This is a genomic window from Bradyrhizobium sp. WBOS07, assembly GCF_024585165.1.
In the GTDB taxonomy this organism is placed as follows: domain Bacteria; phylum Pseudomonadota; class Alphaproteobacteria; order Rhizobiales; family Xanthobacteraceae; genus Bradyrhizobium; species Bradyrhizobium japonicum_B.
The window spans coordinates 2,098,066-2,109,386 of sequence record NZ_CP029008.1 but is presented as its reverse complement, the minus strand read 5'-3'; the positions used below and the strand labels follow the sequence as shown (position 1 = coordinate 2,109,386).

Sequence of the window (11,321 nt, the reverse complement as noted above, 5' to 3'; positions counted from 1 at the left end):
GTCAAGTCAACGGAAAGCTCAGCGGCAAAAGGGCCTTCCAGCCCGGTCCGCAGGCCCAACATGCCCTGGGAGCAGGGCTTTATCGGGGCCGCAGCGCCCCTCTCAGCGGCCGCCGCGCGAGACCCGCTCGATTTCGGCCTTCACGATACGTTCGACGAGGCCCGGCAAATTGTCGTCGAGCCAGGATTTCAGCATCGGCCGCAGCATCTCCTTGACCAGATCCTCCAGTGTCCGTGCATTGCTGCTGAGCACCGTATGGGCCAGCGAGTTGAAGGCGGATTCCACCGCCGAGACCGTCGATTGCGCCAGCATGGGCTGCTGCGGCGGCAGCGGCGGCGCATCGAAGTCTACCGGCGCGTAGGACGGCGGCGGTGGCGTCGGGCGCGGCGGCGGCGATTCGGCGAATTCGAGATCGTCCCGCGGCTCGACCTTGCGGAAGCTCGGCGGCGGCGGAGCCGGCGTCGGATCCATCGCCATCTCGTCGGTCAATTCGAGCACGTCGGGTTCAGGCTCGGGCTCAGGCTCCGGTTCGGGCGCGCGAACCTCGGGCGCTGGCGTGGCCGCGTCGAGCCCCGCCAGCAGCGCGTCGATATCGTCCTGGCTGTTTGGCGATGCATCGGCGGCAGGCGCGGGAGCCGGGGCTGGGGCTGGAGGTGGAGCGGACTTCTCGGCGGCCGGTTTGGCCGGTGCCACCTTGGAGGGTGGAATGTCGTTCATCGCCTGCGGCTTCGGCGGCGCTGCGGGGGCCGCGGCTTTCTCAGGCTTAGCGGCCTCGGCCGCCGGCGGCTTGGCCTCGTCGTCGGCAATGATGCGCCGGATCGAGGCCAGAATCTCCTCCATCGAGGGTTCTGTGACCTTTGCAGGCTGCGTCATCTCCGACTCCACATCATCAACGCCCTCGCATGCGTTGTTTTACACCAAGCAAGGCAGGATTGGCCCGGTTCCGGGCGTGCGGCCTGCCATTTTCGTCGCGGCAGCCCGACTTGTCCCCAGATCACGGCTCAACGTGCGGCGGTGCGCCCCTGCCCCCGGCACTCAAGCTTTACGCATACGGCATCAATACGAGGCGAATCGACCCGCATTGTCTCGGCAAGGCTATGTCAGGGATTTTGATGATTGCAAGCAAAGTGCCGGTCGGCTTCGCCTGTTCGCGAGGCCGACCGGACGATTACGGGGATCAGCGCCCGTCAGGCGTGCGCACGCCGGCCCAGCTGTCGCGGACCTGATGGTAGTGAACGCTGGGATCGTAGACATTGGTCGACAGGCCAAGCACCTGCGGCGCCAGACGGCCGACGGCGGCGAGGACGTTGTAGGACGCGACGACCCGGTCGTGCTGCGCGGTCACGAGCGCGACGCGCGCATTGACCAGCGCCTGCTGCGCGTTGAGCACGTCGAGGGTGGTGCGCTGACCGGCCTTGGCTTCCTCGCGCACGCCGTTCAGCGCGATCTCGGACGCCGTCACCTGCGCCTGCGCCGACTGCACCTGCGCCTTGCCGGCTTGCAACGACCCCCACCATTGTACGATGGTCGCGCGGGTCTGGTCCCGCGTGTTCTCGAGGTTGAGACGCTGCTGCGCCAGATTTTCCTTGGATTGGCGGATTAGCGAATATTCGCTGCCGCCCTGATAGATCGGCACCGAGATCTGCGCGAGCGCGGACGCGTTGAACGCGCGGTACTGGATCAGGGATTGTTCGTAGGCCTGGGTCACGCTGGTCTGCAGGGTGACGGTCGGCAGCAGCGCGCCCTCGGCAACCTTGACCTGCAGAAAATTGACGTCGATGCCGAACATCGCGGCCGTGACATTCGGATGCTCGACGAGGCCGAGCTCGACTGCGGCAGCGAGCGTTGCGGGCAGGAAACGGTCGACCGGCGAGCCGGGCGCCAGGTTCGTCGGCTCGTTGCCGATGATGCGGCGGAAGTTCGCACGGGTTGTGTTGAGATTCGATTCGGCGGTCAGAGCCTGCGTCCTGCCGGCCGCCAGCTGTGCTTCCGATTGCGCAACGTCGGTGCGGGTCACCTCGCCGACATTGAAGCGGTCGCGGGTCTGCTTCAGCGTCTGCTCGAGCACCCGCACGTTGCTGCGCTGGACTTCGAGCGTCGCGGCATCGCGCAGATAGTCCATGTAGGTCGTGGCAGCCTGGAGCAGCACGGTCTGATCGAGACTGCGCAGCGCTTCGCGGGAGCCGGACACCTGGCTCTCCGCGGCGCGCGTCCTGTTGGCGGTCTGGTTGCCGTTGTACAAGGTCTGGGAAGCAGTCAGTCCGACGCTTCGCGGAATGCCGGGCCCGCTGCTTGGCGCGCCGCCGCGCTGGCTTTGGAAGTCCGAATACTGATAGCCGCCGCTCGCCGTCAGCGAGACCCTGGGGCGATAGCCGGACAAGGCCTGCGGCACGTTTTCGTCAGTCGAGCGCACCTGGGCACGCTGTGCGTTGAGCTGCGGATTGTTCTGATAGGCGCGCACCAGCGCGGACTCGATCGTATCCGCCAAGGCAGGCACCGGCCCGGCAAGCGCCAGCAGCAGGACCGAAACCGCAGCTCCGGTGAAGAGCTTCACCCCATGCATCCCTGAAATTCCGTTCATTCTAACGCCCGGCTCGTGCCCGCGAGCTGGGTTACCGTCTACGAGTGGAGTCGTTGCCCCGCCGCAACATAGGATGCGGATTAGCGCGACGGAACTACCTCAGGCGAGTTCTCGGTGGAAACTCTTCACGTGCAGCATCCCGGCCACACTTCTGATTCAGAACGGGATTTTAACGGGCTTTGGGTCGTCAGAAGACGAAAGCGGCCGCCCGTTCGAGCCCGGGAAGGACCGGAGCGGTGGCGTCGAACAGGGTTCGATGGCCGAATTCACCGTGGGTCCGGGTCACGATCATGGCCCGCGGCGGCCTGGATTCGGCGGACACCCCGACCAGGCGCCCGCCCTCCTTCAGCTGTCCGAGCAGCGCCTCCGGCATCACCTCGGCAGCGCCATTGAGGATGATCACGTCATAGGGCGCGGCGGACGGATCGCCTTCGCTGCAGGACGCGGCCTTGCAGGTGACATTGGCAAGCCCCTGAGACGCAAAGGCATCCCTGGCCTTCGCGGCGAGCGCCGAATCGCATTCCGTCGCGGTGACCTGGCGGGCCAGCCTGGCGGCCAGCGCCGCGAGGTATCCGGTGGCGCAGCCGACCACCAGCACGCTGTCGCCCTCGTCGATCTCGGCGGCCTGAAGCAGCTTGCCGGTCAGCTGCGGCTTGATGAGGAAGCGCTTGGCTGTGCCTTCGCTGACGTCGAGGTCGAGATCGAGATAGGCCAGGGCCTGCCGGGCGGCCGGCACGAAGGCCTCGCGCGGAACCGTAAGCATGGCATCGAGAACACGACGGTCGGTGACGTCATTGGTGCGCACCTGGCCATCGACCATTTTGAGGCGCGCGGTCGAGAAACCGGACATTTGCGGACCCTGCAATGCGGACGATGCCGCGGACGAAATTCGCGGCATCTTTGGAGCATGCACGGCCAAAACGCAACACGGCCGTTCGCCCGCGGGACCAAGGCTTCCGCATCTTACCGCATCGGCCGCCGGAGCGGGTTATTCGATCGCCACCGCGAGGCGGCCGATCAGAGCTGCGACCTCATCCAGCCGTGCCGAATCGGGCGTCTCGACCGCGCGCGCCAGACACGCGAGGCATTCGTCGTCGCTCAGCTCCGGGATGTCGGCCGGCAGGATCGAGGGGGCCATTCGGGAACGGTCGACCTGGATGTCTGGCATGGGAATCAGCTCCGTCAAAATCCGGCAGCTGTCGATGCTCGATTTCAATTGAGTCGATTTGGCGCCGTCCGCATGACGCGACGACGCCCGTCCACACATCTGCTTGAACGCGAATTCCCGGCCGGAATCGTGGGGGCACAGGGTTCAGAGATCAATGCAACGAAATCGCGCAACGCGCGAGGACGCGACGACAACTCATTGAACTTGCGGAAAAATTTGGCTCCCCGGGCTGGATTCGAACCAGCGACCATCCGATTAACAGTCGGATGCTCTACCGCTGAGCTACCGAGGAAAAGGCGAACCAGTGGCTCGCGCGCGGCTGCGTATAACAAAGCCGCTTGCGCTTGCAAAGGACGAATTCGTCGTCCTCCGAAACGTCCTTGAGGAAGGGTCTGGATGGCCCCTCCTCCGGCCGTCAGCGGCAGCCGCTATTCCGCGAGAAACGAGGTGGTCCTGGTGCCGGAATCGTAGCGCAGCCGAAGCGCTGTCATCTTGCAGAGGTTGACGTTCTTCCACAGCACCGCCTCGTCGTAGCTCTGCCAATCGACGCGGATGTTCCAGATGCAGCCCTCGTCGTCCTCGTCGAACTCGACATAGGTGCTGGCCTGGTTCTGCAACACCTTCTCGAGCTCGTTGTCCCACTCGTCCAGGCCATCATCGGGCGCGTTGAAGCCCAGGAATTTGATGGCATAGCCGGTCTCGTTGACGACGGTGACGTTGCGGGCGTCGGCCGCCAGCGACGGCATGGCCGCGATCGACAGACCGATCGCGATCAATCCAGACAGAAAATACTTCATGAAAATCCTCCGATCGAAACAGGTCTCGGTCGCTCGGCAGGCGCCGCGGCAACAAAAAGCGTTGCCTGACGAGACGTCCGGAGCGCGATCGAAGGGTTCAATACGCCGTCGAGCTGCGCTCCGGACCGTTGCGCGACGCGAGACGCGCGGGACTGTTTCTATCGTTTCGAATTCTCAGCAGCAATGAACGGGCATTCATAGATCGGCGGAGTTTGTCTTCGCCGGTGCCGGCGCAGCGACCGGCACGGCAGCGCCGTTGCTCTTCCCGGTCACGGCGCCGACCAGCGCCTGCACGGGATCGTCGCCGGGCGCAAAGCCGCCCTGGCGCAGGATCTCGTCGATCATCGGACGCAGCGCGTGCACCTTGAGCAGCTCGCCGGCGAGACCTTCGCCGAAGCCGACATTGCCTCCGCCGGCGCCGTTGCCGCCGAACGCGCCGCCGGTGTGCAGGATGCGGACGTCCTTGAGGTTGGCGATCGGCTTGACCATCTCGGCCAGCGCCGACGGCATCGTCTCGATCCGCCTCTTGGCGATCTCGAAGTCGATGATGTTGCTGCCGAGCTTGTTCTGCGCCTCATTCTTCATGGTGATGACGGCGGCCTCGGCCTCACCGATGTCGCGGACGCCGACGGCCTTGATCTTGTTGGACTCGGCTTCGGCGGTGGCCAGCGTCTTCACGGCCTCGGCGCGATCGAGCGAAGCCTTCTTCTCCGCCTCGGCCGCGACGATCAGCTCGGTCGACTTGCGTTCGGCCTCGGTCCGCGCGGCCAGCACCTGGGTGAGACGGGCGCGATCGGCCACCTCGACCGCACGCGCCGTCACGACCTTCTCCTCCGCGGAGACGGCGAGTGCTTCGGCGGTCTTGGCTTCGGCGACGGCTTCCGAGGTCTCCTTGCTCTTGGCGGCGATCTGGATCTCGTTCTCCTGCGTGGCGATCTGGATCTCGCGCTGGGCGTCGGTCTTGCGCTTGTTGATCGCCAGATCCGATTCGATCACCGCGGTTTCCTTGACCTGCTTGGCACCGGCCTCCTTCTCGGCGACCGCCCTGTCGGTATCGATACGGGCGTTCTCCTCGGTCAGGCGCGCGGTCTGGGTTGCGGTTGCGACCTCGGCGCGGGTGCTCGCGGTCTTGTTGGCGATGTCGCGCTCCTGCGAAAGCTCGGCTTCCTTCTTGGTCCGCTCGATGCCGAGGGTCTGCTGCCGCGCCTCGAGGTCCTTTTGCGCGATCGCCACCTCGTTGTCCCGCACGATGGCGTTGCGGTCGCGGCGGCGGGTTTCGGTGACTGTCTTGAGCTGGGTGAGGCCTTCGGCGTCGAAGAAGTTCTCGGGATTGAAGAACTTGACGTCGGTCTGGTCCAGCTTGGTCAGCGACACCGATTCAAGCTCGAGGCCGTTCGATTTCACGTCGGATTCGACCGTGGACTGCACGTGCTTGACGAAGTCCGAGCGCTTCTCCTGAAGCTCCAGGATGGTCATGGTCGCGGCCACCGAGCGCAGGCCGTCGACGAATTTCGCCTCGACCTGGTTGCGCAGCGCCTCGGCGTCGTTGGTCAGCGCGCCCAGCGTCTGGCTTGCCAGCGCGATGCTCTCTTCGTCCGGGCGGACGCGGACGTAGAACTCCGCGACGATGTCGACCCGCAGGCGGTCCTTGGTGATCAGGGATTCCCGTTCCTTGCGTTCCACAGTAAGCCGCAGCGTCTTCAGGTTGACGCTGGCATAGGAGTGGAAGATCGGCAGGATCATGGCGCCGCCGTCGAGCACGACCTTCTTGCCGCCGAGGCCGGTGCGCACGAAGGCTTCGTCGCGGGTGGCACGCTTGTAGAGGATGGTGAAGACGATACCCAGGACGACGATCAGCGCGACGCCGATCAAGGCCGGGACTGCGATGTCGAACATGACTTTCTCCGATAATGACCTAGCTGCTGCTTAGACTGGGCTTGGAAGGTTTGAGTTCATCGTCGGCCTTGACCGCCACGAAGCGCGTGCCGGCCCGATCGACGAGCAGGACCGCGGTTCCCTGCGGCAAAGGTGCCGATGACGGCGCCGCGACCGCCGAAACGAAATGGCGGTTGCCATGGACATCGGTGACGCTGACGCGGCCGGGCGGTCCCTGGTCCAGCGGGCCGATAACGACCTCACCGATACGGCCGACGAGGTCGCCGAGGCCGACGGCGTAGCTTTCATCCCTGGGAATGACCCGCGCGATGGCACGGCTGGCGGCGCGGACCAGTGGAACCGAGACCACGACCGCCCCGACCGAGGCGACCGTCGCCGGCAAGGGACCGGCCACCATCCGCGCGACGTCCTGGATCAGGAAGCCGGTGATGGAGAAGGCGCCGAGCAGGAGCAGCAAGAAGATGAGGAGCGGCACGCCGCCGACGTTGATCCAGGAGATGGCGTTGATCACGCCGTTGTCGCTGGGATGACCAAAATCGAAGTGGGTGCCGAGCATCTCGCTCAGGGAGGCCCCGACCAGCATCGAGACCACCTCGATCGAGCCGACGATGACGATCATGGCCGCCGCAATCGCGAACGGCCTCACCTCCGGCGACATGACGTGTTCGAGCAGAGCGCTCATGACACGGCACTCAGGTGCGTGACTTGAGACGCGCCAGCCTCGCCGCAATTTCCTTGTCGCGATGGAGCGTGCTGAGCTCGTCGATGTCGCTCGAATACGGAATGGCCTGGGGCACGCCGGTGGCGCGGGCCACCGCCCTGCCCGCACGCAAGGCCTTGGCTGCGGCGGAAGTGCCGCCCTGCTTGCGGGACGACGTCGAGCCCTGCTGGCTTGCGGCCGCCTCGCTCTTTTCGAGCTCGGCGCGGCGCTGCTCGGCGTCCTGGAGGGCCGACAGCACCGCACGCAGCGAGGTGACAGATTGCTCGATCTTCTCGTTGTTCTCGTCGATGGCGCGGGAGAGCACGTCGAACTGGGCCTCCAGATCCATCTGCCGCGCGATGCCGGCGCGCGCGAGGTCGTCGCGGCCATCGGCGATCGCGGTTTCGATCTTGGGGGCGAGATTGGCCATCTCGCGCTCGATTTCGGTGCGGCGCGCGTTGAGGCGGTATTCCTCGGCACGCGCGGCAGCGAGCGCGTCGCGCGCTTCGATCTCGGCGCGCTCGATCTCGCGGATGGCCTGTCCGACCACTCCAAGCTTGTTCTTGCCTTCCGCCTGCTCAATCGCGTCGTAAGCGATCCCGGCGATCAGGCGCCCGACCCGGGACAGGAAATTGTCGGGAGCGGCAGCGATGTTATCCATAGCGTTCTCCTCCTCTGGCAGAATGTTCGGCGTGACGCCGTAGTGGACTTCGAAACCGTCCTCGGTGCGAACCAGGCACGCGGGCACGCTTTGCCCCCAGCCCTCGGCATAGCCGGCATAGTCGAATGGCACGCTGAAGCGGCCTTGCACGGTCGCAATCGAGATGGTGGCCGGGCCTTTGATCTTGGCGAGCTTGTCGTCGAGCGGCAGGCGGCGGCCCTGCGCCGCGCGATAGTCGCTGCGGTCGCGCAGGCCGAGCGTCACGAGGCGCGACGGCAATGCGGTTGCCTTGCGGATCGGGTCATAGGCGTGGGCATGCAGCAGCACGACGTTGGAGCCGACATTATGCGTCCGCGCCACCTCGTCGAGGATCTCCATCATGCGGTCATAGGCCTGGAACGTCGCCTCCAGAGCGGCCTTGGCGGCCGGGTCAGGGGCGAGCCGGTAACGCAGCGCGGACGGCGCGTTTCGAGAGGATTGGCTCATGAAAAGCACTAAAGCACCATTTTAGTACTTTAGGAAGAGGCGGTTGTTCACATTCCTCTGATCCCTCGGCACTCTGCCGGTTAGTCGCGCCGGTCGCCGCCCACGTTCAAGCCCCCGATACCTCTACTCACAACCGATCAAGATCTTCTGCCCGCAGAGATTGCAATTTGAGACAAATGGGCACGCTCTCGGCCCACCCTTCCGACCGTCACGGCCGACGGCACACCAGATCAATCTCGATCAACGCGTCATAGGCGAGCCCGGTGACCCCGACACAGGTGCGCGCGGGGAGCCGGTCCGGCGGAAAGAACGTGCGGTAGGTCTCGTTCATGGCCGTGTAGTCGTCCCGGAAGCGCGTGAGATAAACTCGCGTCATCACGACATGCTCGAGGCCGAGATCGAGACCGGCCAAGACGATCTTCAAATTCGCCATCACCGCGCGGGTCTGCGCGACGATGCCCTCGGGCAGCACGCCCGGCGCCTGCGGCGTGTCCGGCATCTGGCCCGTGACGAAGACGAAGCCATCGGTTTCCACCGCATGGCTGAAAGGCGCGACCGGCTTCGGTCCGCCGCTGATCATGTGGAATTTCACTTGGGTGTCCTTGTTAGGATGCGTCTTGAAACAGGCGCTTGCTGAGGATGGCGTGCACGCCCCAATTGCCGTCGACCACCTGCGTCACGCCGAAATCGACGGCGGCCGACATCAGCGCGATGGCCTCGTCCTCGCTGAGGCCTTTGACGTTCATCAGGAAGCGCCGCATCTTGCGAAACGCATCCTTCATGGCGAGATCGAGCGAAGACTTGGCGTAGACCTCGCTTTGTCCCTGGGCGCCGAACTCCGCGAGGTAGTTCGGATGACTGAAGCCGGTCAGCACCCAATCGGTGGCGGTCTCGATCAGGGGATAAGAGAGATCGGCGAAAGGCCGGCCGGCAAGATCCGCCTTCTTGTGCAGGATCACCTCGAAGGTGCCGGTCATCGAGCATTCGATCGCCGTGCCGCTGAGCTCGCCATCGCCCTGGGCGGCGTGGGGATCGCCGACCGACAGAAGCGCGCCGGGCACGGAAACCGGCAGATAGACGGTTGCCCCCTTCCCCAGCCGCCAATTGTCCAGATTGCCGCCGAAATAGGATGGCGGCACGGAATCGACGAAATCGACCTCGCGCGGTGCCACCGCGATCACGCCGAAATGGGGACGCAGGGGAATCTTGATGCCGTCGAGCACGGCATGGCGACGCTTGATCGTGGCGGATGCGACGGGAACGCCGGGATAGTCGTAGGTCGTGTGAACGACGCCGAAAGGATCGGTCTGCGGCTCCCATCGGTAGGAATAGAGGGCGCGGGCATGGGCCTCGTCGGCGTTGTCGAATATCTCGTAGATGGTGACGGCTTCGCGTGGCTTAAGACCGCCGAGAAACTCGTTGTAATGATAGCCCCACCACGCCGCGACCGAGGAACCGAACACGCGGCCCGCATGATCGGGATGACGGCTCGCCCGCGGCACGATGTCGAGGATGCGCACCTCGAGCACGTCGCCGGGTTGAGCGTCCTTCACAGCCACCGGACCGGTGCAGATGTGCACGCCAAATCCCTCGCCTGCACCACGGCCGAACACGCTGGCGTCCATCGGCCCTGCCCCGCGGCGGTCGACGTTCTTCCGCTGCCGCGTCCAGCCGAACACGCTTTCGGCGGCGGCATCGCCCTCGATCATCAACTCGGGATCGTCGGAGGCGTGCTGCGTCAGCGTCTCGATGGTGATGGTGTCGCCCGAGGCGATCTCGATCTGCGGCGGTAGAGAGCGGCTGAAATAACCCCAATGGACGCGGCTGGCTTCGACGGGAAGATGGTGATGCCGGCGCTCCGACGCGGCCGGTTTCTCGGCACCGGCGCAGGCGACGCTGCTGCGCGCCTCAACGCTCTGATGCGCGCGAAGCTGTGCCAGCGCCTCCTGGGGCCAGCCGCGCTGGCCTGGAACGCCGTGATGCGCCGTCGCGCGCTCCGCCTCCTGCTGGCGAAACTCGCGCGGCGGCAGGCCGAAGCGGTGGCGGAAGGCTCGGCTGAAATGCGCGGAATCGCCGAAGCCATAGGCGTAGGCGATCTCCGAGATCGACCGGTGCGCCTCGGCCGGATTGGAAAGGTCGGCCCAGGCACGCTGAAGCCGGCGTTCGCGAACGTAATGGGTGAAATTGTCCCCGACCGTCTCGAACAGCTTCTGCAAATAGCGCTCGGATATCCCCTCGGCCTCGGCGACACGCGCGGGCCCGAGACCGGGATCGTCGAGGCGATGCTCGATCGTCTGGCAGATCCTGTGCAGAAGCGCGGATTGCGTCGCGCTCGATCCCGCATCTGCGGCCGAGGATGCCTGCTGATGCGCGAGCGTCAGCAGCAGGTCCACCAGCGAACGCGCGACCAGATTCCATTCGGTGTCGCTCAGCGTGTCGAGCGTGCGCGCGGTTGCATCCAGCATGCGCGAGAACAGGTCGGCAAAGCCGCTCGGCGGAACGACCCGGGGCTCGCCGAACCGGGGCCTGCCCGACAGGCGCCCATGCAAAGCCTCCGACGTCACCGAGAGCACGATCGCCCGCATGTCGCGCTGGAACACGATCCGCCAGCCGCCGCTTCGCGGCAGCAGCACGAGGTGCCCGACGGGGACGATGCGGTGGCCGCCGGCGCATTCCAGCACCATGCCGTCCTCCACCGGCATGAGTGCGATGGGAAGGTCCTCGTTTGCGCGCGGCAGCGGTCCGACGCTCTGCGTGCCCGCGGCCACGCGTGTCAGCGCGACGCCTGCAGCGTGCCGGTGCGACGCACTTGCGTGTCCGTCGAAGCTGCTGTGGCCACCCGAAGGCTTCAGGCCGACAGCAGCCAGCACGTCCCGCCAGGCTTCCGGACGGTCGTCTCGCGCGTAGGACTCGCTCGTGAACGGACGGAAGCTCATCGGATCGACCCAGGTTGCCGTCGATCGAAGCAACCTCTGTGCCAGACGCGCGCGGTCGTCCGTCGCCGCAACAGGCCGCAAATGGTCTCTGCCTGT

10 protein-coding genes and 1 tRNA gene are annotated in these 11,321 nt (G+C 65.6%); all 11 read right to left on the bottom strand.

Features of this window, described 5'->3' with window-relative positions; genetic code table 11:
- Nucleotides 1–102: 102 nt before the first annotated feature.
- Entirely contained in the window at nt 103–873 is a 771-nt protein-coding gene (locus DCM79_RS09950) for a PopZ family protein (protein WP_257179676.1), read from the bottom strand.
- A 304-nt stretch (nt 874–1,177) separates the two neighbouring features.
- Nucleotides 1,178–2,563 carry a TolC family outer membrane protein gene (locus DCM79_RS09945; protein ID WP_257180724.1) on the bottom strand — a complete coding sequence of 462 codons (1,386 nt, stop codon included), beginning with the start codon at nt 2,561–2,563 and terminating at the stop codon, nt 1,178–1,180.
- Between the two features lie 205 nt (nt 2,564–2,768).
- On the bottom strand, nt 2,769–3,431 hold the full coding sequence (locus tag DCM79_RS09940; protein WP_257179675.1) for a protein-L-isoaspartate O-methyltransferase: 663 nt from the start codon (nt 3,429–3,431) through the stop codon (nt 2,769–2,771).
- 138 nt (nt 3,432–3,569) lie between these two features.
- Nucleotides 3,570–3,749 (bottom strand): hypothetical protein, encoded by a 180-nt coding sequence (locus DCM79_RS09935; RefSeq protein ID WP_257179674.1) that lies wholly within the window; start codon nt 3,747–3,749, stop codon nt 3,570–3,572.
- Between the two features lie 217 nt (nt 3,750–3,966).
- A tRNA-Asn gene (locus DCM79_RS09930) sits at nt 3,967–4,041 on the bottom strand.
- A gap of 136 nt (nt 4,042–4,177) precedes the next feature.
- Nucleotides 4,178–4,546 carry a hypothetical protein gene (locus DCM79_RS09925; RefSeq protein WP_028136512.1) on the bottom strand — a complete coding sequence of 123 codons (369 nt, stop codon included), beginning with the start codon at nt 4,544–4,546 and terminating at the stop codon, nt 4,178–4,180.
- Between the two features lie 195 nt (nt 4,547–4,741).
- Entirely contained in the window at nt 4,742–6,442 is a 1,701-nt protein-coding gene (locus DCM79_RS09920; protein WP_257179673.1) for a flotillin family protein, read from the bottom strand.
- A gap of 19 nt (nt 6,443–6,461) precedes the next feature.
- The gene (locus tag DCM79_RS09915) at nt 6,462–7,124 is read right to left on the bottom strand and encodes a YqiJ family protein (RefSeq protein ID WP_257179672.1); all 663 of its coding nucleotides are present in this window, start codon (nt 7,122–7,124) and stop codon (nt 6,462–6,464) included.
- A gap of 10 nt (nt 7,125–7,134) precedes the next feature.
- Nucleotides 7,135–8,298 carry a PspA/IM30 family protein gene (locus tag DCM79_RS09910; RefSeq protein WP_257179671.1) on the bottom strand — a complete coding sequence of 388 codons (1,164 nt, stop codon included), beginning with the start codon at nt 8,296–8,298 and terminating at the stop codon, nt 7,135–7,137.
- Nucleotides 8,299–8,497: 199 nt separating this feature from the next.
- Nucleotides 8,498–8,881, bottom strand: a complete 384-nt coding sequence (locus DCM79_RS09905) for a RidA family protein (protein WP_257179670.1) — start codon at nt 8,879–8,881, stop codon at nt 8,498–8,500.
- Nucleotides 8,882–8,894: 13 nt separating this feature from the next.
- Nucleotides 8,895–11,225, bottom strand: coding sequence for an acetamidase/formamidase family protein (locus DCM79_RS09900; protein WP_257180723.1), 2,331 nt, complete (start codon nt 11,223–11,225; stop codon nt 8,895–8,897).
- Nucleotides 11,226–11,321 lie beyond the last annotated feature (96 nt).

What these genes read in the sequence shown, in the direction of transcription:
- DCM79_RS09915 (WP_257179672.1), bottom strand. Translation starts at nt 7,124, where the DNA reads ATGAGCGCTCTGCTCGAACACGTCATGTCGCCGGAGGTGAGGCCGTTC.
- DCM79_RS09950 (WP_257179676.1), bottom strand. Translation starts at nt 873, where the DNA reads ATGACGCAGCCTGCAAAGGTCACAGAACCCTCGATGGAGGAGATTCTG.
- DCM79_RS09900 (WP_257180723.1), bottom strand. Translation starts at nt 11,225, where the DNA reads ATGAGCTTCCGTCCGTTCACGAGCGAGTCCTACGCGCGAGACGACCGT.
- DCM79_RS09925 (WP_028136512.1), bottom strand. Translation starts at nt 4,546, where the DNA reads ATGAAGTATTTTCTGTCTGGATTGATCGCGATCGGTCTGTCGATCGCG.
- DCM79_RS09935 (WP_257179674.1), bottom strand. Translation starts at nt 3,749, where the DNA reads ATGCCAGACATCCAGGTCGACCGTTCCCGAATGGCCCCCTCGATCCTG.
- DCM79_RS09940 (WP_257179675.1), bottom strand. Translation starts at nt 3,431, where the DNA reads ATGTCCGGTTTCTCGACCGCGCGCCTCAAAATGGTCGATGGCCAGGTG.
- DCM79_RS09945 (WP_257180724.1), bottom strand. Translation starts at nt 2,563, where the DNA reads ATGCATGGGGTGAAGCTCTTCACCGGAGCTGCGGTTTCGGTCCTGCTG.
- DCM79_RS09920 (WP_257179673.1), bottom strand. Translation starts at nt 6,442, where the DNA reads ATGTTCGACATCGCAGTCCCGGCCTTGATCGGCGTCGCGCTGATCGTC.